This window comes from uncultured Cyclobacterium sp. (assembly GCF_963977555.1).
Lineage (GTDB): Bacteria > Bacteroidota > Bacteroidia > Cytophagales > Cyclobacteriaceae > Cyclobacterium.
Map to the genome: position 1 here is coordinate 86,279 of NZ_CAXBPD010000005.1, position 24,281 is coordinate 110,559.

The 24,281-nt window shown below is 36.6% G+C and carries 24 protein-coding genes; 6 read left to right on the forward strand and 18 right to left on the reverse strand.

Going from position 1 to position 24,281, the window contains the following annotated elements:
- The first annotated feature begins 50 nt into the window (after positions 1 to 50).
- The gene (locus AAC073_RS07640) at positions 51 to 938 is read left to right on the forward strand and encodes a TIM barrel protein (RefSeq protein WP_339923259.1); all 888 of its coding nucleotides are present in this window, start codon (positions 51 to 53) and stop codon (positions 936 to 938) included.
- A gap of 159 nt (positions 939 to 1,097) precedes the next feature.
- Here AAC073_RS07640 and AAC073_RS07645 read toward each other — a convergent pair whose 3' ends face one another.
- The 12 genes from AAC073_RS07645 to AAC073_RS07700 all read right to left on the reverse strand — a co-directional run bounded on the left by AAC073_RS07645 (position 1,098) and on the right by AAC073_RS07700 (position 14,786).
- Complete coding sequence (locus AAC073_RS07645; protein WP_339923260.1) at positions 1,098 to 2,264, reverse strand: MraY family glycosyltransferase; 1,167 nt, start codon at positions 2,262 to 2,264, stop codon at positions 1,098 to 1,100.
- Between the two features lie 84 nt (positions 2,265 to 2,348).
- A complete protein-coding gene (locus AAC073_RS07650; RefSeq protein WP_339923261.1) occupies positions 2,349 to 3,401 on the reverse strand; it encodes an NAD-dependent epimerase in 1,053 nt (350 codons plus the stop codon).
- Between the two features lie 37 nt (positions 3,402 to 3,438).
- Entirely contained in the window at positions 3,439 to 5,112 is a 1,674-nt protein-coding gene (locus AAC073_RS07655; RefSeq protein WP_339923262.1) for a capsule assembly Wzi family protein, read from the reverse strand.
- Between the two features lie 9 nt (positions 5,113 to 5,121).
- Positions 5,122 to 5,583: a PssE/Cps14G family polysaccharide biosynthesis glycosyltransferase gene (gene pssE / locus AAC073_RS07660; protein WP_339923263.1), complete on the reverse strand. Its 462-nt coding sequence runs from the start codon at positions 5,581 to 5,583 to the stop codon at positions 5,122 to 5,124.
- Positions 5,580 to 6,077, reverse strand: coding sequence for a PssD/Cps14F family polysaccharide biosynthesis glycosyltransferase (gene pssD / locus AAC073_RS07665; RefSeq protein ID WP_339923264.1), 498 nt, complete (start codon positions 6,075 to 6,077; stop codon positions 5,580 to 5,582). Before pssD ends, pssE begins: the two co-directional genes overlap by 4 nt.
- Positions 6,077 to 6,943 (reverse strand): glycosyltransferase family 2 protein, encoded by an 867-nt coding sequence (locus AAC073_RS07670; RefSeq protein WP_339923265.1) that lies wholly within the window; start codon positions 6,941 to 6,943, stop codon positions 6,077 to 6,079. Before AAC073_RS07670 ends, pssD begins: the two co-directional genes overlap by 1 nt.
- A gap of 1 nt (position 6,944) precedes the next feature.
- Complete coding sequence (locus tag AAC073_RS07675; RefSeq protein ID WP_339923266.1) at positions 6,945 to 8,132, reverse strand: O-antigen ligase family protein; 1,188 nt, start codon at positions 8,130 to 8,132, stop codon at positions 6,945 to 6,947.
- Positions 8,133 to 8,143: 11 nt separating this feature from the next.
- The gene (locus AAC073_RS07680) at positions 8,144 to 9,100 is read right to left on the reverse strand and encodes a glycosyltransferase family A protein (protein ID WP_339923267.1); all 957 of its coding nucleotides are present in this window, start codon (positions 9,098 to 9,100) and stop codon (positions 8,144 to 8,146) included.
- Positions 9,093 to 10,223, reverse strand: coding sequence for a Wzz/FepE/Etk N-terminal domain-containing protein (locus tag AAC073_RS07685; protein WP_339923268.1), 1,131 nt, complete (start codon positions 10,221 to 10,223; stop codon positions 9,093 to 9,095). The genes AAC073_RS07680 and AAC073_RS07685 overlap by 8 nt, the downstream gene beginning before the upstream one ends.
- 24 nt (positions 10,224 to 10,247) lie before the next feature.
- Complete coding sequence (locus AAC073_RS07690; RefSeq protein WP_339923269.1) at positions 10,248 to 11,135, reverse strand: glycosyltransferase; 888 nt, start codon at positions 11,133 to 11,135, stop codon at positions 10,248 to 10,250.
- Between the two features lies 1 nt (position 11,136).
- On the reverse strand, positions 11,137 to 12,030 hold the full coding sequence (locus AAC073_RS07695) for a glycosyltransferase family 2 protein (protein ID WP_339923270.1): 894 nt from the start codon (positions 12,028 to 12,030) through the stop codon (positions 11,137 to 11,139).
- Between the two features lie 134 nt (positions 12,031 to 12,164).
- Complete coding sequence (locus tag AAC073_RS07700; protein ID WP_339923271.1) at positions 12,165 to 14,786, reverse strand: SLBB domain-containing protein; 2,622 nt, start codon at positions 14,784 to 14,786, stop codon at positions 12,165 to 12,167.
- A gap of 33 nt (positions 14,787 to 14,819) precedes the next feature.
- On the opposite strand from AAC073_RS07700, the gene AAC073_RS07705 reads away from it, so the two are divergent.
- Entirely contained in the window at positions 14,820 to 14,948 is a 129-nt protein-coding gene (locus tag AAC073_RS07705) for a hypothetical protein (RefSeq protein WP_339923272.1), read from the forward strand.
- A 375-nt stretch (positions 14,949 to 15,323) separates the two neighbouring features.
- Here AAC073_RS07705 and gmd read toward each other — a convergent pair whose 3' ends face one another.
- Genes gmd through AAC073_RS07720 form a run of 3 tightly spaced genes read right to left on the reverse strand, consistent with a single transcriptional unit; the run spans position 15,324 to position 18,458 of the window.
- Positions 15,324 to 16,463 (reverse strand): GDP-mannose 4,6-dehydratase, encoded by a 1,140-nt coding sequence (gene gmd / locus AAC073_RS07710; protein WP_339923273.1) that lies wholly within the window; start codon positions 16,461 to 16,463, stop codon positions 15,324 to 15,326.
- 41 nt (positions 16,464 to 16,504) lie between these two features.
- Positions 16,505 to 17,458 (reverse strand): GDP-L-fucose synthase, encoded by a 954-nt coding sequence (locus AAC073_RS07715; RefSeq protein ID WP_339923274.1) that lies wholly within the window; start codon positions 17,456 to 17,458, stop codon positions 16,505 to 16,507.
- A gap of 4 nt (positions 17,459 to 17,462) precedes the next feature.
- Complete coding sequence (locus AAC073_RS07720; RefSeq protein ID WP_339923275.1) at positions 17,463 to 18,458, reverse strand: sugar phosphate nucleotidyltransferase; 996 nt, start codon at positions 18,456 to 18,458, stop codon at positions 17,463 to 17,465.
- Positions 18,459 to 18,807: 349 nt separating this feature from the next.
- On the opposite strand from AAC073_RS07720, the gene AAC073_RS07725 reads away from it, so the two are divergent.
- Both AAC073_RS07725 and AAC073_RS07730 read left to right on the forward strand, forming a co-directional pair.
- Positions 18,808 to 19,308 (forward strand): UpxY family transcription antiterminator, encoded by a 501-nt coding sequence (locus tag AAC073_RS07725; protein WP_339923276.1) that lies wholly within the window; start codon positions 18,808 to 18,810, stop codon positions 19,306 to 19,308.
- 127 nt (positions 19,309 to 19,435) lie between these two features.
- Complete coding sequence (locus tag AAC073_RS07730) at positions 19,436 to 21,223, forward strand: glycoside hydrolase family 15 protein (protein WP_339923277.1); 1,788 nt, start codon at positions 19,436 to 19,438, stop codon at positions 21,221 to 21,223.
- On the opposite strand, the gene AAC073_RS07735 is transcribed toward AAC073_RS07730, so the two are convergent.
- Positions 21,213 to 21,611: a hypothetical protein gene (locus AAC073_RS07735; protein WP_339923278.1), complete on the reverse strand. Its 399-nt coding sequence runs from the start codon at positions 21,609 to 21,611 to the stop codon at positions 21,213 to 21,215. The genes AAC073_RS07730 and AAC073_RS07735 overlap by 11 nt on opposite strands.
- Positions 21,612 to 21,799: 188 nt before the next feature.
- Here AAC073_RS07735 and AAC073_RS07740 point away from each other — a divergent pair, with 188 nt between their 5' ends.
- The gene (locus AAC073_RS07740; RefSeq protein WP_339923279.1) at positions 21,800 to 22,144 is read left to right on the forward strand and encodes a single-stranded DNA-binding protein; all 345 of its coding nucleotides are present in this window, start codon (positions 21,800 to 21,802) and stop codon (positions 22,142 to 22,144) included.
- A 110-nt stretch (positions 22,145 to 22,254) separates the two neighbouring features.
- Here the strand turns inward: AAC073_RS07740 and AAC073_RS07745 are convergent, their stop codons facing one another.
- On the reverse strand, positions 22,255 to 23,241 hold the full coding sequence (locus AAC073_RS07745) for an aldo/keto reductase (RefSeq protein ID WP_339923280.1): 987 nt from the start codon (positions 23,239 to 23,241) through the stop codon (positions 22,255 to 22,257).
- A gap of 153 nt (positions 23,242 to 23,394) precedes the next feature.
- Here AAC073_RS07745 and AAC073_RS07750 point away from each other — a divergent pair, with 153 nt between their 5' ends.
- Positions 23,395 to 23,691: a Dabb family protein gene (locus AAC073_RS07750; RefSeq protein WP_339923281.1), complete on the forward strand. Its 297-nt coding sequence runs from the start codon at positions 23,395 to 23,397 to the stop codon at positions 23,689 to 23,691.
- Between the two features lie 45 nt (positions 23,692 to 23,736).
- On the opposite strand, the gene hslV is transcribed toward AAC073_RS07750, so the two are convergent.
- Positions 23,737 to 24,279: an ATP-dependent protease subunit HslV gene (gene hslV / locus AAC073_RS07755; protein ID WP_339923282.1), complete on the reverse strand. Its 543-nt coding sequence runs from the start codon at positions 24,277 to 24,279 to the stop codon at positions 23,737 to 23,739.
- Positions 24,280 to 24,281 lie beyond the last annotated feature (2 nt).

Consider the following 24,281-nt stretch of genomic DNA (forward strand, 5'->3'; position numbering starts at 1 on the left):
TAAAACGACTTTATAAAAAAAACAGGGCGATTGTTCTAAAAAAAAATGACATGAAAAATCTTAAAAATAGACGAAAGGTGTTAAAAAAAATAGCCAGTACAGGGCTGGCAAGTATGCTTGTACCTTCATTATCCCATCGACTATCAGCGGCGGAATCAAGTTTACCGATGACCTTAAAAGGAAATGTTAATCATTCTGTATGCCGATGGTGTTACAATGACATTGAATTTGAAGACTTGTGCAAGGCTGCTGTAGACATTGGTTTGAAATCAATCGAACTCGCAGGGCCTGAAGAATGGCCAATTTTATCCAAATATGGACTTTACTGTGCCATGCCATGGGGAGCTGGCTTAGGCATAGAGAAAGGTTGGAATAATCCTGAATTACATGATGAATTGATCCAAAGTTATTCAGAAGTAATTCCGAAAGTAGCTGCCGCTGGTTACAAGCAAATTATTTGTTTTTCAGGCAATAGAAATGGCTTGCATGATAATATTGGCATTACAAATTGCGCCATGGGCCTGAAAAAAATCATGCCTATTGCAGAAGAACATGGCGTAATAATGTGTATGGAACTGCTCAATAGTAAAGTAAATCACAAAGATTATCAGGCTGATCATACTGCTTGGGGAGCTGAATTGTGTAAAGAAGTGGGCTCTGACAACATGAAATTACTGTATGACATTTACCACATGCAAATTATGGAAGGTGATGTAATAGCAACGATAAAAGAGTACCACCCCTATATCTCCCATTACCACACAGGCGGAGTACCTGGTCGAAATGAAATTGATGAGAGTCAGGAATTATTCTATCCTGCTATTGTGAAAGCAATTTTGGACACGGGCTATTCAGGCTACATCGGACAGGAATTTATTCCAAAGAGAACTGATAAATTGGCTTCTTTAAAACAAGGTGTTGAAATTTGTGACCTTTAATTTCGCTGAGAAGTAAAATAGAGTTACGGCAGAAGCAGTTTCTTTGCCCTATTACTGCTGAAATTTTAAAATAATCAGAACCTAAAAAAATTGTTTATAAACAAAAAAAGGCGTTGAATTATCAACGCCTTTTTTGGAAATTTAAAAAAAATTTTAGAATTAATTCATGTTAATTTTATTGTTGGAAAAGATATTCTTTGCAATAGACGGTTTGCGTTTGTTTTGACGTCGTTTAACTTTATCGGCATTTTTACCGGAAACTGAAGGTGAATTTTTACAATTAATTTTCACTTTCTCTAAAGTCTTCCTATCCATCCAAATGCCTAAAACGGTGGCGATGATTGCAATAGTAGGTAGCAAAACGTGGTCACTAAGTGAATATCCGAAAAACACTATGGAAATAAATGATAATTTGACAACCACCAAAACCAAGGATACCTGGTCATGATGCAATCCCATTCTAATCAAAAAGTGATGAACATGACTTTTATCTGGCTTAAGAGGGGATCTACCATTCATCGTCCTTTTAATAAATATCCTAACAGTATCATATACCGGGACAATTAAAAAAGCAAGACCTGCTGAAAATGGTGCATTTAACTTTAATCCTTCCCAGGGAGCCATCAGTCCAGTTTTATCTACAAATAAAATAACTAACACAGTAAGGCTAAATCCAACACTAAGGGAGCCGGTATCCCCCATAAATATTTTAGCCGGGTGCCAGTTAAATACTAAAAATGCTAAAATCCCACCTACTAAAGTAAAAGAGATTAGGCTATACGAAATCATCCCTGCAGTATAAAACCAAAATCCAAGAATACTCAATGTTACCAGACTTAAAGAACCCGCTAAGCCATCTGCACCATCTATAAGATTGAATGAATTGGTAAGCACTAATATCGCGAAGAAAGTAATCGCAACACTAATAAGGTACGGAATTTCATATACCCCCATAAAACCATACAAGCTTGAAATCCTGATATCGGCCATTACAATCACAAAAAAGGCTGGAATTGATTGCCCAATCAGTTTCTGCAGGGCTGTTAATTCTATAAGGTCATCTCTTAAACCAACTGAAAACATAATCGCAAGCCCTACTAAGAAATAGCGTGTTTCAACGATTTGATCAAAACTAAGCCAAGCGAACAGGCCAACGAAGGTGGCGAAAACAATGGCTATACCCCCCATTGATGGGATACTTCCAGCATGGATTTTCCTTCCACCCGGTGTCTCAGTAAATTTGATTTTTTTAAGAATCAAAATCAGGACTGGCGTCATTAAAAAACCAAAGAAAAATGAAGTAACTGTTGCCAGAAAAATATTCATAGGAAAAAGATTTTCACAAAAATACACATTAAGACCTTACAATATTAAAATTTTGTGATAAAATTTCATAAACACCATAAAACCTCAAACCTTATAATAACTTCTATACCACTCAACAAATTGCCCAACGCCATAATTTAATGGCGTATCAGGCTTGTAGCCAAGCTCTTTCTCTAGAGGAGTTGTATCTGCGAAAGTAGCAGGCACATCTCCCGGTTGAAGTGGAAGCAAATTAACATTTGCCTTAACCCCCAAACAATCCTCTATTTCCTTAATAAAATCCATTAATCGAACAGGATTAGCGTTTCCAATGTTGTAAATTGCATATGGAGCTTTAGATTTGCTTACATCCCCTGTTTCCAAATTCCAATTCAAATTAGGTTTTGGAGGATTATCCAACACATTTAAAACGCCATCTACTATGTCTCCTACAAAGGTAAAGGCCCGACGCATCTCTCCATAATTAAAAACCTGAATAGGTTTTCCTTCAATTATAGCTTTAGTAAACAGAAATAGTGCCATATCTGGTCTACCCCATGGGCCATATACTGTAAAAAATCGTAAACCGGTTGTAGATAGACCAAAAAGATGACTATAAGTATGCGCCATTAACTCATTTGACTTTTTAGAAGCAGCATAAACAGAAACAGGGTGATCTACATTTTGGCTGGTAGAAAAAGGCATTTCTGTATTCAGACCATAGATGGAACTGGAGGAAGCATATGCCAGGTGCTGGATTTCATGATGCCGACAAGCCTCCAAAATATTACCAAAGCCAACTATATTGGATTGTATGTACACGTCAGGATTAGTCAACGAATACCGGACCCCGGCCTGTGCCGCCAGATTGACTACTTTATCAAATTTTTGCTCCTTAAATAGTTGGAATAAACCCTCTTTATCTTCAAGTTTTAACTGAACAAAAGTGTAATTAGGATATTTGATACTACCTATAGCCTTACCATAACTAATGTTATTTGGCTCAATCCCAGTCACTCTTAGCCGATCATTCTTCAGACTTACGTCGTAATAATCGTTAATACTGTCTAATCCTACTACCTCGTCCCCCCTCTCAATAAGCTTTTTCGCCAAATGCATGCCAATAAAACCTGCGGTCCCCGTCACCAAAATTCTCATTATACTTTCTTGTAATTTAAATTAAGAACAGGTTGTCTTACTTCTGACCACCCAATAAATACACCAAATTAATTGTTCCATGAAAAGACATTAAGTCTTGGCCTTTAGGGAATGACACAGTGCTTGCAGGATCACTTTGCCACTGGTAATTTGTTCCATTCACTAATTGAAATTGGGACCCTAATAAAAAATTCTTCCATTGCTTATTTGCCAACAGCCCAATAGTCAGGTCAACCCATGGGAGCATTTCTTCATCCTGCCCAAAAGCTCTATAATAAAAATCTTGATGATTGGCGATCCGCTCCACCATTATACCCAATTTGTTGAAACCTTCAACAACGGCAACTTCAATAGTTTGACTGTTACTTCCAGTGCCAATTCCTGCCCCAAGGGCTTTACCTCTATTGGTAAAACCTCTTACTTGGTAATGGGTGGCCCAAGAAGTTCTTCCTCCGAGCGCTTCATAGCGTATATACCTATTCACAGATTCCTGCTGGTTAAGAATTTCACCTCGGATTTGAAGGTAGTTGTTTTCTTTACTTAAAGAGAACAACTTTTGGAATCCCAGTAAATAAGCTCGCGAGTGCTCTGGATTTAGGATTGCATCTCGCCAATTTAAGGCATGGTCTCTTCTTCCGTATTCAGCATAGATTTCAAATTTCGCTTTTTTATTAAGAAACCTTAGGAAAAGTGTCGCCTGCTGGTCTCTTGCCTCACTATCAAATGCCACAGAGTTTCCGTCTTCGAAATACTCTATTTTCTGAAAAGCATCGAATATCGGTAAATAGTCTCGGAACTGAGTTCCCCTTTTAGCACTGTACTGTTGAAAAGTTCTTATAAAACCCAGGTACAACCCAGGAACCCACTTGGGTTGATAATTTATAGTAATTGCATTTAAGTAACGCCAATCCTCATCCAAAGGGAGGAAGTAACTTTCATTGAGCATTTCATTTTGGGAGGCATTCATGCCTGAACTCTCTAGTCTACCTGCTATCAATTGCCCTTCAAAATGTCCTAAAAAGGTTTTCAAAGGGCGATGAGAGTTTAGTGTCAGGTGGGGAAAACTTTCCGCATTTCCAGAAAAAGTCAAGGAGTTCCACTGACCTGGCCCCCACCAGATGGTACGCGTAGAAACGCCCGTTTCAAAACCACCAAATCTTGCAGTTATGCTAGATTGTCCCCACCAAGCCCTATTGGAATTGCCATTTCCAAGCAGCTCAGGTCTGTCATTATTATTCCAATAGTGAAAACGATCCTTTAAAACCTGGCTGGAGAAATTACTACCAAAGCCCTGGTAACTTTTATTTTGAGCAAAAACATATTCAGGCTGGAGTTGCACATGAAGAAAACCCACACGACCATAGATTCCAGTGCTGATGTATTGTTCATACCCTCTACCATTGGGCATCCCATACCCTCCATACCCATAAGGCCTTTTGCTATTGTAGCCCATATTAAATTGCACTGGTAAAAGCGAAATTTCATAACTCTTTTTTGAGTTATTTTCAGGGTGAGAAAATAAACTATTAACGGAAAGGTCTGGCCTTAAGCCTGCTTGCTTCAAGGAGTCAATGTCATTAGAAAGCAATTGTTTCCTTCTTCCATATTCTTCCAGTAAAGGACTCCCTGGTGCTAATTGCTGAGAGAAAGAATGCCCTATGCCCAAAAACATAAAAAGGGCAATTAGCCAGCAGAGATTTAGGTTTTTCATTGTCATTAATTAATTATCAAGTTTACCTAAGCTAAACAACATAATTTCCCTTGTTTTATCAAAATCATATTTTTCAAAAGGAACTAATTCTGTTTCAGTAACTTTTTTAATTGATTCAGCCAATAAAGAAAAATCCTTCACAGTTATAGCGTATCCACGACTCCCCATATGATCGGCAATATCCAATTGATGATTATCAATCCTTTCAGTGTTAGGAACAATTATAATTTTCTTATTGATTTCCAACAATTTATAAATGGTCCCTGCTCCAGCATGACACACCACTATATCGCTTTCATTGTAATAGGTATCGATGTCTGATTTAAAAGTATAAAATGGGAAATTTTTAGGCTCATATTTCCCACCTGCTATTTGGAAGGTGAACTCGATAGAGCTACTGGCAAAGGTTTCATCAATATACTTAATTAGGGAATCAAATCTAGTTGTCCCTACTGTAACTAAAATTTTCATAACAATCCCGAGTATATTGCTTTAGGGTAAAATTTTACAAGTGATTTATTTTGAATATAGAATTTATCAGCAAGCCTATACATTACTTTTCCTGCATATGATTGTGTTTCAAACCGAGACCAAGTTTCAATAAAAATAATTTTTGAATTTCCCCTTTTAAATAAAATTGAAAATGGAATAGCCAAACCTGGGCCGGTTGAGATGACTGAAAGGACCTCGTATTTCTTCCTTATCTTTAAAAAACAAGCAATGAAATTATAATACTTTTTAGGGATTTTCACCAGGCTCATTAATGAAAAATACTTGTTTCTAAAAGCTGGTTGCTCAAAGGATTCTATGATTTTGGAATTATTTATGGATACGCCACTTTCTGTAATCCCAATAAAACTTATATTTAAATCCAAACCTTCCTTAGCAATATTATCTAAGAACTTTTCCATTTGAGTTTTATGTCCTCCTGAGCCGTAAATCAATAATATTACTTTAGATTTCATTACTTCCCTATTATTTTATAAAAAAACCTATTTTTAAAATATTTAATGGCCAAGGGATCTTCTATTCTACTGATTTTTTGCCGTTTTGAGTCATTATAGCCATTGATGTATTGTTTGGCATCAGCTTTCTTGCCCTCAAGGTACATTCTGGCAGCACCAGCTAAAACATACAGGTAAGGCACATGCCTCATGTATGCCGACTTTCCATAATACTCATAACCAAACTTAGCTCCCCGCTGCCTGAGACTCACTTCAAGTTCAGGGAAGGATTGTACTTTCCACCCCATCATTATGGCCTTAGCAGCAGATACGGAATCCTGGGAAACAGAAATTGTATAGTCTGTTTGATCTAAGCATTCCCTTTTCCATATCCTAAACCCACTAGGTGCAAAACTTTTATTAACATAACTTGTGATAATTTCAGTACCATAATCCTCTTGCTGTTTTGCAGCAGAGGCGATCCCTAATTTAGGATTAGCTTCAAATTTATCAAGTATAGCCCTATAGTAAGCCACTTCCGGAACAACGTCGCTATCAAGTATGCCTATATAATGAAATTTTTCATCTTTCTCATGAGCATAAATTTTGTTTAGTCCGAATTTGATAATCCTGCTGTACTTTGGCCCGAGGGCGTAAGACTTGTCCTTATCTTCATAGTCAACCACGAGAATTTCCGTATTAGCAAGCGCTTTTCCATGCTTTTGCTTCTCTTCATTGAAAACCCTGACAGTATCATCGGTACTACCATCATTTATAAATACCCAAAGATCAGGTTTTCTGGTTTGTCCAGCCATTCCTTTTACCAAATTGGGGATATTCTTGGCTTCATTCTTTGCCGGTGTCACTATTGCAAGTTTACCTTTCATTTTACTTTAACACTTTTGATTCCTTTTGCTTATCTCCTTTGTGGATAATGGCAATAATTGACAATAACAACCACCATAATGTACTTAATACGACAATATTACCTACAATCATACCTAAAAATATAGCTGCTAAAGCAGCATAAATGGCATAATAAAAATGTGAATGTTCCTCATCCGCATTTTTCTTCACCCTATTCAGACCATAAAACATGGCAAATAAGAATAAAACTAATCCAAATAAGCCAAATTCTAATAAAATGCGAACGTAATCATTGTGTGGCTCCCGAATACTACTCTCCAAAAAATACGGACTAATTAAGGAGGCATACTCTAAGCCCATCCCTGTGTAAAGTCCATCTTTTTCTAAAAGTTCATCGTACATTAACTTCCAGGTAACTATCCTCCACACCAACGAACTACCGCCTCCAGCTTGATTCTCTGCCAACCTATCTGAAATGGTAGTAACATCTGTTAATTCTTTTACTCTATTTTGCATTAAAAATCCAGCCGCCCCAATAAAAATAGGGAATAAAAATATGGCAACTATCTTTTGCCATCGTTTGGCATAATGTGATAAAAAAAGGAAAACGACTAATAATAAACTAATCACCCCCCCCATTCCTCCTAAGAAAGAGGATAGAAGAAACACAAAGAGGGCAGGCAAGTACTTTTTGTATATGATCAATAAGATCGAAAAATATGGAACAAGAAAATAACTAAAATGATTTGAGTTTATAAAGGTTCCACTTGGCCTGGCCATTCCTAAGACCAAAAATTGGTAGATGGCTAAGGTACTCTGGATTATTACAATAACCGTATAGAGATTAAAAATTTGCTTAAAGGATACTTTGCTATAATAGGCTACTATAAAAATCGAAAAGTAAGAAAAATACCTAATAACTCCTCTAAAAGTGAAAATCGGTTCACCATGCAAAACCACCGCATTCAAAAATGCATAACCGACGAGCAGGAAAAATAGGGATGAATAGAATAATAGGTATTTTGGAATCTTAAGTTTAAAAACGAGAAGGAGGAAAAACCCACCGAGTAAGGCCAGGCCAATGATGGCACCAAGACCGGACCTATCCATAAATACCCTCAAAAAAAGCAGTGCCATCAATAGCACAGAAAAGAAATCCCATTTTTGGATTTCTTTAAGTGATACTTTGTTAGGAATTGAAAATTTCAATAGGTTGATAATTAATCGTATTTACCCTTACTAGTCAATCGGTAAAGATTCTTGGTTAGTCTTGACGGAAGAAATGAAAAGAAGGTGATAACTACGCCTTTTTTTGTAAGAAATTTCCATTTCACCTTTCCCCATAAAGACTCGGGTTGCTGCCCTACACGTAAAGTTTGCAACCACCTGCTAACCACTCTAGCATTCAAAAATTGATACAAAAGTCGGACTATTTTCTTATCGGTAGCATTTTCAGCTAGTCTTGCTACGGTGGCGAATTCACAACCTAACTCAAACTTTTGTGATTTAGTAACCATATTCACAGAATCTCGATGATAAATTACGGTTAATTCCGGAGACCAAATAGCAAGCTTACCATAATAAATAGCTCTTAACCAAGTATCCACATCCCCACCTCTTTTACACCTTCCTTCAGGAAATCCTTCAATTTCACGGAGAAGGTCGGCTCGAAATCCAACGGCTCCAGTCCAAAAAGGTGGTGCTCCATTGATGCTATTCTGTAAGAAAATAGGGAGAGTTATTTCATGAATCCCTTTTGTGATGTGCTTTAAATTATAAGCGTTTGGGAAAAATCTACCCGCCTTACTCTGTTCAAAATTATCGGTCCACGAAGTTGCAATAATTTTAGCCTTAGGTTGTCTGTCAATTAATTCTTTGAAAGTGGACAAATGATTGTCCAACCATTCATCATCCGCATCCAAAAATGCAACCCATTCGTATTTGGCCTTCGTTATCCCTAAGTTTCTAGCAGCATAGCCTCCAGGACCTGGCTCGGTTCTAGAAAACAACTGTATCCGTCCATCTGGATATGATTTTGCTTTTTCATAACTCCCATCAGTAGACCCATCGTCTACCAATATTAGTTCCCACTCTTCGAACTTTTGATTCAATACCGAAGTTATGGTTCGATCTAAATGAGGAGCTTTATTATAAATTGGGATTATAATGCTAAACATGCGAAAAATGAATTATTAGCATTCTTACTACCAAGAGGCCAAAAAAGAACAAAACCCCAACAATCCCTCCTAAGACAAGAAAGACAATGCTCAATAAAAAAAACTTGGGTTCACTAGGAGAAGTAGGTAATTGTGGTTTTTGAAAAACCGTCATTAAAGGGGTAGCATTTTGCACTTTAATTCTTGTTTGTTCCATCTGCTGTGCTAGGGAATTATAAAGACTAAATTCCAAGTTAAAATCTGCCAAAAGTCTGTCCTCCTCCGTTTTTAACAACTGGGAATTTATCCCTCGATTTCCATCCCTGAAATTTGCCAATTTTTTCTGGGTCTCTTCCACCCTACTTTTTGCTTCTTGGGTTCTTTCTTTTATAAATTCAAAGTTCTTAACCTCCTTATCTAATATTATCTTAGTTAAATATTCTTTAAGAAATCGACTTAGAATCTCATTAAGCTGGGCACTAGCCAATGGTTCTGGCATCTTTGTTTGTATAATTAATAGTCGTTCTTCTTTTTCAACCTCAATCCTCGTTTTTAGTTGGGCTATGGTTTTTCTTTCCTTTGTATCGAATGCTAAAATAGCTTCATCTTCATGAGAAATTGGTTCCTCATTATTATCAACGTCCAAATTCTCATTGGAAGAAAAAATTGATTTCAATTTATTCGGAAACCTAGCCAAATGATAATAAAAATTATGTTTTTCATATTCGTTAACGAAATGAACCAAGGAGATGCTATCATTAACCTCTTGCAGAAAAACTTTTTCATACAAAAGCTGCTTTAAAAAGTCACTTTCCATAACAAGCTCTGGGATCAATTCCGGAGGTAAGGCTTCGTTATTCTGATTTCCTATGCCTAGATTTCCTAAGCCAGTAATAGACGCTAACCCACCTAGTGCTTTAGAATTTATACCATTTGACTGCTCCATTAATAACTTGGAAGTTGTGGTATACTCGTCAGGGGAGGTTAGAATGTAAGTCAAGCCTAAAGCGAATATAATCATGGCCACGACAATAATCCACTTTTTAAAAGCAATGATTTCATTGATCAAATCCTTTATTAAGATTTCTTCTTCATGGAGGGATTTTCTGATAAAGCTATCCATGTGGGAAATATTTTTTTTCATTAGAAGCAATTTTGCTTGGTTTTATTATTTTTTATTGGCCCACTGCAGCTTAAGTAATTGTTTGACGCCAACCAATTCAACGTACCAACGAATCATCAGCACTTGAATGTAATCAGAGATAGATTCAAACTTAATATAATTTATTCTCAAAACTGGAGGCATGACCCGTTTAAATAGTATTATCAGCTGTTTTCCAAATGCAAGGGAAGAATACGTTTCTTTATAATAACCTAAAATTGTGCGTTGCTTTTTGATGGCTATCTTCATTATTGATTCTCGGGAAGGGTGGTGTATTGTTGCCAGCTCAGCATAAGCTATTTTTTCACCCAAAGCACTCAATTTAAGATTCCAAAAAAAATCCCCTCCGGACATTAATCTTTCATCGAAATAACCATATTTATCAAAAAGCAATTTCTTAGCGAAGAAATTACCTGTTACTGACTTTTTAAATACTTTAACATTTCTCTCTTGTTGAAAGGCAAGGTATTTTTCATAAATGAAAGCGTAACGGCTTCCATTTTCAGGTTGAAATATTTCTATCTTTCCTCCAACCCGAGAAGCCCTAGATCTTTCTAATTCTTTTACACCTTCGAAAAGCCAATCTTTATCTGGAATACAATCTGAATCAGTAAAAGCTAGAATACTCCCTCTCGCTTTTATAATACCTGCATTTCTAGCGGCATAGGAGCCTGGCTTTTTCTCTTCTATAATTTTATATCCTTTGAATGATAGATCAGAAGGCAGGAGATCATCGGGGTCATTATTAACTATTATTACCTCAAATTTATGTGAAGGATAGCTTTGCTGCTCCAATGCTTCCAAACAAAGCCTTAATCTATTCCAATCTCTATAAGTTGGAATAACTACGGAAACAATTATTTCGCATCCAACAATTTCTTCTAAATCCTCCATTTCATTTTTCTACGCTACGCTGTTTAAAAAACATCTTATTAAGAAATAATGAGCTAAGTAGCATGGAAGATTTAAAAACAAATTTGACTGACCTTTTTCGGAAAAAGGATACAATTAAATGTGAAATTAATCCTCGATATGCTTTGAAAATCAATCCTGCATATTGCCTCCCAGCATTTTGAGATAATTTGCTATAAAAAAAATAAGAGGATTTAGATTGGTCTAAATCGGATAATTCTTCATGTTGCTTTTTAATTGAAGAATCATGAATTCTTCTTCGGGACAAAACTTCATTAATCACTAAATATTCTGGTCCTGTCAGCATTATTCTAGTATAAAACTCACGCTCTTGTCTTCTGTCAAGACTTGTATCAAACTTTAACTCAAATCCATCCAAAAATTCCCTGCGAAACAATGGCCCAGGTGTTAGGAAATACACCCTATACCTCATGAAATTCCAAAGGTTATCTTTTGGTAATTTCAGTTTATACTCCGGAGTAGGCAAATTTCCTTTACTGTTAAACTCTCCCATTTTTGCTACAACGAAAGAAGCAGTATGATTTTCTTCAAGAAAACTCACTTTCCGCTGTAGCATGTCACGCAACATTAGGTCATCAGAGTCAAAAAACTGTATGTACTCTCCTATTGACAAATCTATCCCATAATTCCTACAGGAGGGTGCTCCTTTATTAAGCGATAAAGGTCTACAATATACCTTTATTCTTGGATCTGAAATAGCAATGGACTTTATAACTTGGATACTTTTATCCGAAGATCCATCATCTATTAAAATGCATTCCCAATCACTAAAAGTCTGATAGATAATACTCTCTAGTGTTTCTTTTATCAGTTTTTCCCTATTATAAACTGGGATAATTATGGATACTTTGGTCATAATTATTTAAAAGTGTCTCTGTCCTTCATTTCCATGTGCCCAATCATCTATTGAAACAATACCTGATGACTTTTTATATTATAAAAAGTGAGTTACACAATGTGTCGCACAAAACTGAGAAATTTACTTTTAACCTATCTGGAAAGTCTATCAATCAAAATACCTAAAGTAGCAAGACTTGAAGCGATACCTATCCAGGCCTGAACAGACATAGGCTCCCGTTTAGGTTTCTGAGGCACAATGATTTCAGCACCAGGTTCTATTTTTGGGAAAAAGTTGAAAAATAGAAATTTATTTGTTCTGTGAACGTCTCCATTTGCATAAACAACATAGGACCTGGATTTTCTAGCTTGCTCCGTAAATCCCCCTGACCTTGAAATGTAATTTCTAAAACCTCTTGAGATGTCATACCTAGCCGTAGTAGGATACAAGACTTCCCCTCTCATCCTTACCGTTTGTAGCTCCTTAGGAATACTTATAACATCCCCATCTTGCAAAATTAAATCATATTTAGAGCCAGGTTGAGAAAGAATCTTTCCCAAATCTATACCAATTAATTCTTTGTCCCTAGTTGCAACCTCCATTACAGTGCTGTCTGCCTCCTCAAGAAACTGGTACCGATCTTCGGAAAAACTATCCGCTTTATTAGCAATTTCATTTTTTTTCATTTGCTCCAAGCTTAGTAATTTCATCCTATCATCTAGTCTTTCCAAAAGTTTACCTTCCGCTTCGGCATTTTCGATCTCATCCTCACGGATTGTGTTTTTATACAATGATTCTAACTGGTCAAGTTTTATATTTTCTTCCGTTTTGGTTTTATAAAACTCAGTTCGCCTAATCAATGTCGCTCCTTTGGGATAAGCATAATTATTCAAACCTCCGGCCCTTTTAAGTACATCTGAAATTCTTTCATCTCGTTTTTCGAGTGTAAACCCTCCAGGATAAAAAACCTCCCCTTCAACATAGGCTACTTTTTCCACTTGGAAGCCAGGACTTTTCCTAACAAATACATGGTCAAATGGCGCTAAAATAACTTTCTTCTCCTCCTCACTTATTCGTAAATTTTCATCGATAGAAATTGTTAAAATCTCAGCAATTTGTCCACCTACCTCATCCTTTACTCTTCTCGCTATTTCTATATTGGCATTGGAAGCCGATTCTTTAAATCCTCGGGCTTTTATTATCAAATCAGCCACGGTCATATTTTCACCAAACTGAAAAACCCCTGTCCTATTTACTTCACCAGAAATCTGAACATAATATTCCTCCTTTAGGTCATATTTACTAGGCACATTAAGTATGTCTTCGCGCATAAGTAAAACGTCTTCCGCTTGTCCAGAAATAATCGCTCCCAAGTCAAGGGTAAGTACTTCCATTGTGAAATCAGGATTGGTCCTATACAAGGTTCCTCTGTTAGAAAAGGCATCACCTCTCAACCCTCCTGCTATTTCAATAAGTGCCTTAACTGTCATGCCCTCGGAAATTGCAAATTCACCTGGTCTGAAAACCGCCCCTGAAACTTGGGCACGATTGTCATAGCGATCAAGAATCTCACCTACTGTGAATAAATCTCCGTCTTTGACAGCAAATGTTTCGAAATCTTTGCTGTAAACATTGTCTACTCTCAAGTCTTTATCTGTGGCTCTCTTAACGACTAGAAGCTCTTTGTAGGCATCACTCTTAAATCCACCTGCAAAACTTATAAGGTCTTGGATGCTTTCGTTACTTTTAATTTCAAATAAACCAGGGCGACGAACAGGGCCTTCAAGTTCTACTCTGATTTGAACAGGTGGAACAATTACTACATCATTGTCTTGTAAAATAATGTTGCCCTTTTCATTGCCCCTCGCTAAAAATTCGTAAATATCTGCCTGTCCTATTAATTTACTTTCTCTATACACTTGAATGTTTCTAAAAGAACCTGTTTCATTAGGCCCTCCTGCTAAGTAAAGTGCGTTAAATACGTTAGCGAAAGACGGCAAAGTATAGGTCCCAGGTTGATTCAACTCTCCAGCCATTGTTACCTGTATACTACGAATATTCCCCACTCTCAATTGCAAAAACGTGTTAGGGTTTTGACCAACTAATCCTGAATAAATTTGACCTAATGATTTTTTAATTCTTGACTTGGCACTTTCTACAGAAGCTCCACCAATGTTCACCGGCCCTACATTCGGTACCAAGACCGTACCCTCAGGAGATACTGTCAAATCAAATGCAGCTTGGGAAGCGCCATAAACGTCTACCAAGATCTGATCACCTGTACCCAATACATAACTTTCGGGAGTGGGTATATTTAAATTGGGATTAAAGTTTAATTCCTGATTATGAAACAAGGTATATCCGTAAATTTTCTTTTGTTGTGGACTGAGATTATAGTAAGGATCTGAAGTCCTTAAGCTGTCGAATACGTCACTTTGAATCCTTTCCCCTACAACTTCCCTCTGGTTCGCCTTTCCTGCGCTTCTTTTTCCAGTATCTTCAATATTCCCAGATTTTAACGCTGCAATACGCATTCTCAACTTATTGATTTCTGAAGCAGGCATCCCCTTTTCTCTGGCCATAGCCTCCAGTTGAAGTTCATTCATACCAGATGACTCGGCTCGTGTGATCAATTGCTCAATTTGAGCATCAGAAAGTTCATCTACTTTAAGGTTTTGAATATTTTGGATAGACTGACTGAAACCTATAGAACCAATAAAAAAACATAATATTATTGGTGTAAATTTTAAATTTTGGATGAATTTTTTAATCATCTTCTAGAATCTTTTATTTAAAACGAGGGGAATATGGCTGACTATACCAGTAAAACCTATTACCAAAAACATACAGCTTCGCCACCTCAATTACATGAAGTAATAGAACATCCACTAAACGAGACGGCCCAATTGCTCGAATTTTTAGGCAGTTTCATTTAATACCACAAAAGTAAGCAATACCTATGGAATTAACCTAACGAGCAATTTTTAAATCCATAGTCATGTAATTTGAATTTTAACGTTAAAGCATAACTATCATTTTCTAAAATAAAGACTATGAACGGTCAACAAAAGCTTTTAACAGTACTCCTGTTAATGTTTTGAAAATATTGACCCAGCTTACATTAAAGAATTTCTAGAAGACTTGTCTTTACACTGTCACAACAATATTTTATTTCATGGAAAAAAAATGCTTGTTACTAATTATTGTAAATGTAATTAAGCAAAAAAATAAAGCTGAAATTTCAAAAAAAATGAGCAAAACAATAAATGCTTTGCCCATTAAGTTCACAAATTACTTTTTATTATAAATTATTATTCAGCCTGATTTAATATTTTATGACCGCCTTTCATAAGGTGAACGTCTCGCTTGAACAAACCTACATCTGAAAGCACCATGTCTTCTACCAACATCTTAAGGTCATACTTTGGTTTCCAATTTAATTTTGTCATTGCTTTGTTTGGGTCGCCAATTAGCAAATCTACTTCTGTTGGTCTAAAATAAGCAGGATCGACATTGACTATAACATCACCTACTTTCACTTTAAAGTCTGTAGTTCCTAGAACTTCAAAAGCTTTATCTTTGTCAATCGACTCCAAAATACCTTTTTCTTCTAAACCTTCTCCCTGAAACTTCAAGGTAAATCCTACTAGCTCAAAAGCCATTTTTATAAAATCCCTCACTTTGGTAGTTACACCAGTAGCAATCACATAATCTTCCGGCTCCTCTTGTTGGAGAATTCTCCACATGGCATCAACATAATCTTTGGCATGTCCCCAATCTCTTTTAGCGTCCAAATTACCCATAAATAGGTCTTTCTGAAAACCTAGTGCTATTTTGGCTACTGCTCTTGTAATTTTTCTAGTAACGAAAGTTTCACCCCTTAGAGGGGACTCATGGTTAAACAAAATACCGTTACAAGCATACATTCCGTAAGCCTCTCTATAGTTTACAGTAATCCAATAGCCATAAATTTTCGCTACAGCATATGGAGATCTTGGATAAAATGGTGTAGTCTCAGATTGTGGAACCGCCTGCACCAAACCATACAATTCAGAAGTAGAAGCTTGGTAGATTTTGGTGGTTTTTTCCATCCCCAACAGTCTTACTGCTTCCAAAATTCTCAAAGTCCCAATACCATCAGCATTTGCAGTATATTCAGGGGTGTCAAAGCTTACTTTTACGTGACTCATTGCCGCCAAATTATATATTTCATCAGGTTTGGTTTCCTGTATAATCCTTGTCAAATTCATTGAATCTGTAAGGTCACCATAATGAAGAAATAGACGTTTGTTTTCTTCATGCGGATCTTGATACAAGTGATCAATCCGTGCCGTATTGAATAAAGAGGCTCTCCTTTTTATTCCATGAACAATATACCCTTTAGACAATAATAGTTCCGCAAGATAAGCCCCATCTTGCCCTGTAATACCTGTGATTAACGCCGTTTTCATAGACATCTAAATTAATGACATGTTAAAAATATATTTTGTAGTTATAGTTTGACCTGTTTATACTGGCCAATATTCTTTAAGAACCAGTCGTAGGTTTCCGTGATACCTTCTTCAAGTCCAATCTTAGCTTTCCAGCCCGCATTAGCCATTTTACTTACATCCATAAGCTTGCGTGGCGTTCCATCAGGCTTTTCACTGTCCCAATTTATCTCTCCTTTATGGCCAGTGATTTTCTGAATTAATTCTGCAAGGGATTTGATTGTCATATCTTTTCCCGTTCCAACATTGTACAGGTTATCCTTAAAGCTATTCTCAACTGCAAAAACAACAGCTTCTGCCATATCATTTACATGCAAAAACTCTCGCATAGGAGATCCAGAACCCCAAAGGGTAACTGGCGAATTCCCATTTTCTTTGGCTTCATGAAATTTTCTAATCATAGCAGGCATCACGTGAGAAGTTTCTAAATCAAAGTTATCAGAAGGCCCGTAAAGATTGGTAGGCATAAGACTAATAAAATCCTTACCAAATTGCTTTCTAATAGCATCACAAGCTTTAACACCAGTAATTTTAGCCAAGGCATACCATTCGTTCGTGGGCTCAAGGGAAGAAGTAAGTAAACTTTCCTCTTTTAGTGGCTGAGGAGCAAGTTTTGGATAGATACAAGAGCTTCCAAGAAAAATGAATTTCTCGACACCAAATTGATGTGAATAATTAATCAGGTTGTTTTGGATCAACATATTATCCATAAGAAAGGTATAGGGATAATCATTATTGGCCAAAATACCTCCCACCCTGGCTGCTGCATCAATAACTATTTGTGGTTTCTCTTTTTCAAAAAAGGCCTTTACAGACAATTGGTTAGTTAAATCCAAATCCTTACTACTGTAGCCGATTAAATTTTTATAGCCTTCACTTTCAAGAGATCTTTGAATTGCAGAACCTACCATACCTCGGTGCCCCGCTATATAAATTTTAGCATTTTTATCTACCATGTCTTTAATTTAGTAATCCAGGGTTTTCCTTTTCTAATCGTTCATAAACTTTTTTAACATCCTGAGCATTACTTCGGTTCAGCACAAGGATAGCATCCTTAGTTTCTACCAAGACAACATCTTCCAAACCTACGAATTCAACGTGCTTATTAGAACCCACTACAAGATTTTCACCTATTCTTTCTTTGCTTCCGACAGGATAATAATCAAATAGTGCTTCGAATGAACCCATATCTGACCATGAAAAACTTGAAGGTACAACTTTAATCTTTTCAGAACGCTCCATTACAGCATAATCTACACTTATTGAAGGTATTTCCATACTTAAATCTAGAGGTAAAAACCCATTAGTTGAATTTTCCACGGCTAACTTTGAAGCCTTTAACACCTCTGGCTCATATTTCCCCAACTCAATTAAGTAAGTACCTGCTGAAAAACAAAACATCCCACTGTTCCATAAAAAGTTACCTTTTTTCAAATAGGCTTGAGCTTGCTCTAATTCAGGTTTTTCTCTGAAGCCAAGCACATTATTCCCTTCATGCTCGATATAACCAAAACCTGTTTCGGGCTTATTAGGGATTAACCCAAAAGTAACCAAAAATCCATTTTTTGCCATATTTACCGCTTGGTTGAGCGAATCATTGTAAACTTCCTGATCTCCAATCAAATGATCGGAAGGTGTTACCAACATTATCGCATCTTCCGGAAGAGACAAGGCTGCAAATGCAATAGCTGCAGCTGTGTTTCTTGGTGCAGCCTCTATAAGCTCAATATAACCAGAAGTGCCTATATTATTTAAAATTTCTCGAGAAAGCTTATAATTATCTACTCCCCCTACCACCATAACCTGATTACAGACTTCTGAATTTCTAACAACAGTTTTCTCAAAAAGTGACTTTCCTTCGAAAATTGGTAAATATTGTTTTGGTCTACTCTTTCGGGATAGGGGCCACAATCGACTGCCTACGCCTCCCGATAATACCACATTGACGACTTTCATTTATTTGCATTTTGACTGTTATTGGCAGAACATGACCTCTTCACCTGTCTGACCACAAAATATAATCTATTAAAACTTAATATTGGTTCTTTAATCTTTTTCAAAAATAGGTGTTAGCAATAAAAATACCAAATAAAACTAGGTTCTTTTAAATAATCTCACAAAAGTAAATAAAAAAATCAACAGTGTAAAATATAATATAAATCACATTTTTTATCAATCAAAAAACATTAATAGTGGTTCAAACCTTACTTAACTGGTGTTGGTTTTAAAAAATCAATAATTTTATAAATGTATATTTGAACTATGCCCGATATTTTCGGTACTTTCGGATTTTAACCCTCAAAGTATGACCGAAAAGCTTAATTGGTATGTTATGTATACCGCCCCAAGAGCAGAAAAAAAAGTTGCGCTTAGGCTCCAAGAAAAGGGTACCGAAGTATACCTGCCGCTGATCGAAGAGATAAGGCAATGGAGTGACAGAAAGAAAAAAGTTCAAAGACCGCTCTTTAATGGCTATATTTTTGTACACACTAGCAAAGAAAGATTGTGGGAATCCCTACAGGTAACGGGTGCTGTAAAGTTTATCAACTTTTCCGGAGAGCATTCTTATATTCATCAAGAGGAAATTGAAACCATCCGCCGAATTATTGAAACTGGCGTTTCTGTGGAAGTGGAGACTGATACTATTGAGAAAGGCGAGATGGTGAAAATACTAGGGGGCCCATTGCAGGGTTTCCAAGGAGAATGTATAAAAAAATCAAATCAGGATTATTTTATCATCAGAATTCCAAGTATTAATCAAAGTGTACTCGTGAACGTCCCAAGGAAATATTTAGAAATCATCTGACAATATATTACCACATCACTAAAAAAAACACAATATTTTTAATAACTTGTCTCTTCTAATGGGGTTTTTAATTTCATTTTGTTAAAAAACACATTAATCCGATCATTTTAAAACATACCGCAATTATATGGAAAAGCATACCTATGGCACCGGACTTATTGGCAATTGCAGCTACATCGCTCATATTGAAAAAAATACGAACATAAGCTGGCTATGTATGCCTAGGTTTGATAGTGATTTTTTATTTGGTAGTATGCTCGATAAAAATCGGGGAGGTGAATTTACGGTATTGCCTCCTCACGATAATTATACTTCACGACAGGAATACCAAGAGAATTCAAATGTTCTGGACACTTACATAGAGACTGCTGAAGGCGAGGCTTACAAAGTCACGGATTTTGCTCCCAGGTTTTTTAATTATGATAGGTATTTCAAACCTTCAATGTTAATTAGAAAAATTCAACCGCTAAAGGGAGAACCCAAAATAAAAATCAATTGCAAACCAGTATCCGATTATGGTAAGAACACTTTAAAAGCAATTCCAGAGAGCAATCACATACAATTTTCAGGAAGGGACCAAGAAATAAGACTTACGTCAAATTGCTCCATAACTTATATTATGGAGGAGCAGGCTTTTCATCTTCAAAAAACAATTTACCTGGTACTTACCTATGGTAGTCCATTGGAAGCACCAATAGAAAGCACTGTCGAAAACTTTTTAATCGCCACCCTAAAATACTGGAGAAACTGGGTTAAATCTACTAGTATACCCAATTTCCATCAGCGATTGGTCGTCCGTTCATCTTTAGTTTTAAAAATTCATCAATATGAAGATACAGGAGGAATCATAGCCTCCTCCACCTCTAGTTTACCAGAATCTCCAGGTTCAACAAGGAATTGGGATTACAGGTATTGTTGGATGAGGGACGCCTATTACACCCTGAACGTGTTTAACCATCTTGGTCACTTTGAGGAATTGGAAAGGTATTTTGAATATTTGCAAAATCTACCAACAGACAAAAGGGGTAGGTATCAGCCATTGTATGCCATTTCGGGATCATCCAAACTTATCGAGGTCATTTCTGATCTGGACGGTTATAGAGGAGAGAAACCTGTTCGGTTTGGCAACGATGCTTACACACATATCCAAAATGATTTATACGGACAAGTACTAGTAAGTCTTCTTCCACTTTACGCTGATAAAAGATTTGTTGAGTCTGAAAAAAGCCATTCTAAACCTTTTATACATAACCTTCTTAGCAAGATAGAAGAAACCATGGATGAAAAGGACGCTGGACTATGGGAATTTAGAAATTTAAAACAAGAGCATTGTTACACTTTTCTTTTCCACTGGGCTGGCTCATGTGCTGCCATTAAAATTGCAGAAAGAATGGGAGATACGGAAATGAGAGACAAAGCCCTAGAACTTAAAAACAAAGCCATTCAAAAGATAGAAGCCTGTTATATTCCTGAAAGAAAAGCCTACGCGCAAGCCATTGGCACCAAACACATGGATGCAAGTACTTTACAGCTGATCACTATGGGGTATTTTGGAGATGATATTGAAAAGGCAAACAATCACCTCAAAGCTCTGGAAGAGGACTTACTAGCCAAAAACTTTTTGTTTTACAGGTATAAACATCAAGATGACTTTGGCGAGCCTGAAACAACTTTCTTGATTTGTGCATTCTGGTATATTGAAGCTTTGGCTTGTGTCAATCGTCTTGATGAAGCAATGGAAGGCTTTGAAACACTCAGCAAATATTGTAATCATTTGCAACTCTTTTCAGAAGATGTAGACCAGCACACTGGTAGCCAATGGGGCAATTTCCCGCAAACATATAGCCATGTAGGCTTACTTAATGCAGCTTATAGAATAGACAAAAAACTGGACAAGCCTAATTTTATCCTTTGATAAAATTAGGCTTGTCCAATGGCTCACTTTTCAGTCTAACAACCAAAATTATATCCTGATCTAGTTTTAAATACCCATAATCATAACAATAAATATAAATGTTGCCCTTTTTATTGGTATAGGAATGCGTTCCATATTTAAATAAAAACCCGCTTTCCAAAAGCTTTTCTCGTGAAATTTTAGCGGTATCGTCCTCCTCATTGAGAATTCCGGCAAGAATATTTCTGTTCTTTTTTAAGGCATTGTTAATGTTTCGAATCAGGTTATTACTTCCCGACTTCATTTTATTATTGTAGTGATTCCGGCAATAATCATCGCAAAAGCGTTTGTCTGACCTCCCACTCAATGGGGCGCCACAGTCAACACAATTCTGATTTTGATTCGACATCCTTTTTAAATATGCTTAAACAAACTTAATATAAGCATAAAAAGGATTAAAAAAACGTTTGTAAATGTTTACAAACGTTTACAAACGGAAATAAACGAATACTATCGGATTAAATTTAAGCCTGCTGGCCAACTTTGTACTGTTCCAAATCGGGATATGTTTTATCAATAACGCTAAACAATAAAATCATGAACAGTATCAGAAACAATGTACAATTGATCGGTAGACTCGGTGCAAAAGCAGATTACAAAACAGTAAAAGGTGACACGCCAATGGTGAAATTAAACCTTGCTACAAATGAGGTGTATAAAAACAGTAAAGGTGAAAAAATTGAAGACACTTACTGGCACAATTTGGTGGCTTTTGGAAAACCTGCTGAAATCATCCATAAGTATACCGACAAAGGATCTGAAATATGCATCCAGGGAAAATTAGTCAATCGCTCCTATGAGGACAAAGAAGGACAGAAGAAATACATCACAGAAGTCCAGGTAAATGATATTTTGCTTATGGGCGACAAACCCCATACCTGAATAATTTTAAAAACCCAAAATATGCAATAGGTAAACTATTGTATATTTTGGGTTAAACCATTTTAACGGATGATATAAATCAAACCAGATTCCTTATTGTTACTTAAACTTTACCATTGACCATGAACTTCAGACCTGAAGTACTTGTCATAAATAGCTTTTACGCCATCCATTTCCTCTGGCGTTAATTCTGGTAGAGCTTGGGCTAGAACATTTGACTTAACCTGATCAACCCTTGAGGCGCCTGGAATAACCGTTGAAATGGCATCAAACATCAAAATCCACCTTATAGCCAATGAGGATAAATTCTTATCGGCTCCTAAAAGCCCCTTTAACTCTTTGACAGCTTCAAGTCCTTTACGGAGTTCCACACCTGAAAAAGTCTCCCCTTTGTCAAATGACTCCCCTTTTCTATTAAAAGTCCTGTGGTCTTCTGGATGAAACACCGTTTCAGATGTAATTTTACCTGACAATAACCCACTTGCCAAAGGCACCCTTGCAATAATCCCACAATCTTTTCGAAGAGCCAATTCAAAAAGTTCTTCAGTTGGTTTTAACCTAAACATATTAAAGATTACCTGTATTGTTGCCACATTGGTATAATCCATTGCCTTTATGGCTTCAGTAACCTTCTCTACACTTACGCCAAAATGCTTTATTTTTCCTTCCGATTTCAATTCTTCAAAAAGGCCGAAAATTTCTGGCCTATCAAAAACCATTGTAGGTGGGCAATGCAATTGGATCAGATCAAGCGCCTCTAATCCTAAATTTCTTAAACTTTTCTCAACAAATGTTCTTAAGACTTCTGGCGTATAGCCTTCATTGTTATGCGGCTGAATTTGACGTCCACATTTTGTTGCCACATAAACATTCTCAGTCCTTTCTTTCACCACCTTCCCTACTGCCTGTTCACTTAGACCAGCATCATATACATCCGCAGTATCTATAAAATTAATTCCTTGGTCAATTGCCTCATTGAGAATTTTGTAAGCTTGTTTATGATCAAATCGACCACCCCATCCGCCTCCTACTTGCCAGGTTCCAAGAGAAACTTCAGAAACTTTCATTTCAGTCTTACCAAGTTTTCTATATTTCATTATTCCTTAGTTTCAGTATTTTTTAAACTTATCTATTTATATTTATTACTTAATTAAGGAGAATATGCCAAATTGCATGACATAACCTTATAATTCAATGAGGTTAATTTAGCAACTTGCTCCTATGTTACCCAATACAAACAAAAAAACATTATGATTGTACACCAAGTATATTTCTGGCTACACCAGCCAGAAAAAGATTTGAACGCTGTAATAGACGGCTGCAAAAAAATAGCGCTAACCAAAAGTGTAAAAAGCCACTCTATAGGCAAACCTGCCGCTACTGAGAAGCGTGAAGTGATCGATGACAGTTACGATATCGCCTTGATGGTTAACTTTGACAGCATTGAGGACCATGACGCCTATCAAGAGGACCCTATCCATCTTCAATTTATCCAAGACCACAAAGACAAATGGGCCGCTGTTAAAATATACGATTTCGAAGTATAAAAAAAGGGAGGATTTCTTAATTTTAGAAGTCCTCCCTTTTTCTTTTTAATTGGTCACTCTCTCAATTATCAAATTGTGATTGGTGTAAATACAAATATCAGCAGCAATTGTTAAGCTTTCTTTAACCATTTCCTCTGCTGTTAAATTTGGCGCAAATTTCTTCAAAGCCCTCGCTGAAGACTGTGCATACATGCTTCCAGATCCTATCGTGGCTATACCCATATCGGGTTCCAAAACATCTCCTGTACCTGAGATGATAAGGATATCCTCAGCATCCGCCACTATCATCATGGCTTCCAATTTACTTAGCATTCTATCGGTACGCCATTCTTTAGCCAACTCCACAGCAGCTCTTTTCATATTATTACTGTAGGCGCCCAATTTTTCTTCAAATTTTTCCAATAAAGTAAATGCATCTGCAGTAGATCCAGCGAAACCTGTAACAATTTTTCCACCCTGTAATTTCCTTATTTTATTGACACTGCTCTTAGCTATAGTATTTCCCATTGTGGCTTGACCGTCAGCTCCTATAGCCACTTTACCATTGTGCTTTATTGCGACCACTGTGGTCGATCTAATTTTTCCCATTT

Coding starts and splice junctions, on each gene's coding strand:
- AAC073_RS07640 (WP_339923259.1), top strand. CDS start 51: ATGAAAAATCTTAAAAATAGACGAAAGGTGTTAAAAAAAATAGCCAGT.
- AAC073_RS07645 (WP_339923260.1), bottom strand. CDS start 2,264: ATGAATATTTTTCTGGCAACAGTTACTTCATTTTTCTTTGGTTTTTTA.
- AAC073_RS07650 (WP_339923261.1), bottom strand. CDS start 3,401: ATGAGAATTTTGGTGACGGGGACCGCAGGTTTTATTGGCATGCATTTG.
- AAC073_RS07655 (WP_339923262.1), bottom strand. CDS start 5,112: ATGAAAAACCTAAATCTCTGCTGGCTAATTGCCCTTTTTATGTTTTTG.
- pssE (WP_339923263.1), bottom strand. CDS start 5,583: ATGAAAATTTTAGTTACAGTAGGGACAACTAGATTTGATTCCCTAATT.
- pssD (WP_339923264.1), bottom strand. CDS start 6,077: ATGAAATCTAAAGTAATATTATTGATTTACGGCTCAGGAGGACATAAA.
- AAC073_RS07670 (WP_339923265.1), bottom strand. CDS start 6,943: ATGAAAGGTAAACTTGCAATAGTGACACCGGCAAAGAATGAAGCCAAG.
- AAC073_RS07680 (WP_339923267.1), bottom strand. CDS start 9,100: ATGTTTAGCATTATAATCCCAATTTATAATAAAGCTCCTCATTTAGAT.
- AAC073_RS07685 (WP_339923268.1), bottom strand. CDS start 10,223: ATGAAAAAAAATATTTCCCACATGGATAGCTTTATCAGAAAATCCCTC.
- AAC073_RS07690 (WP_339923269.1), bottom strand. CDS start 11,135: ATGGAGGATTTAGAAGAAATTGTTGGATGCGAAATAATTGTTTCCGTA.
- AAC073_RS07695 (WP_339923270.1), bottom strand. CDS start 12,030: ATGACCAAAGTATCCATAATTATCCCAGTTTATAATAGGGAAAAACTG.
- AAC073_RS07700 (WP_339923271.1), bottom strand. CDS start 14,786: ATGATTAAAAAATTCATCCAAAATTTAAAATTTACACCAATAATATTA.
- AAC073_RS07705 (WP_339923272.1), top strand. CDS start 14,820: ATGGCTGACTATACCAGTAAAACCTATTACCAAAAACATACAGCTTCG.
- gmd (WP_339923273.1), bottom strand. CDS start 16,463: ATGAAAACGGCGTTAATCACAGGTATTACAGGGCAAGATGGGGCTTAT.
- AAC073_RS07715 (WP_339923274.1), bottom strand. CDS start 17,458: ATGGTAGATAAAAATGCTAAAATTTATATAGCGGGGCACCGAGGTATG.
- AAC073_RS07720 (WP_339923275.1), bottom strand. CDS start 18,458: ATGAAAGTCGTCAATGTGGTATTATCGGGAGGCGTAGGCAGTCGATTG.
- AAC073_RS07725 (WP_339923276.1), top strand. CDS start 18,808: ATGACCGAAAAGCTTAATTGGTATGTTATGTATACCGCCCCAAGAGCA.
- AAC073_RS07730 (WP_339923277.1), top strand. CDS start 19,436: ATGGAAAAGCATACCTATGGCACCGGACTTATTGGCAATTGCAGCTAC.
- AAC073_RS07735 (WP_339923278.1), bottom strand. CDS start 21,611: ATGTCGAATCAAAATCAGAATTGTGTTGACTGTGGCGCCCCATTGAGT.
- AAC073_RS07740 (WP_339923279.1), top strand. CDS start 21,800: ATGAACAGTATCAGAAACAATGTACAATTGATCGGTAGACTCGGTGCA.
- AAC073_RS07745 (WP_339923280.1), bottom strand. CDS start 23,241: ATGAAATATAGAAAACTTGGTAAGACTGAAATGAAAGTTTCTGAAGTT.
- AAC073_RS07750 (WP_339923281.1), top strand. CDS start 23,395: ATGATTGTACACCAAGTATATTTCTGGCTACACCAGCCAGAAAAAGAT.
- hslV (WP_339923282.1), bottom strand. CDS start 24,279: ATGGGAAAAATTAGATCGACCACAGTGGTCGCAATAAAGCACAATGGT.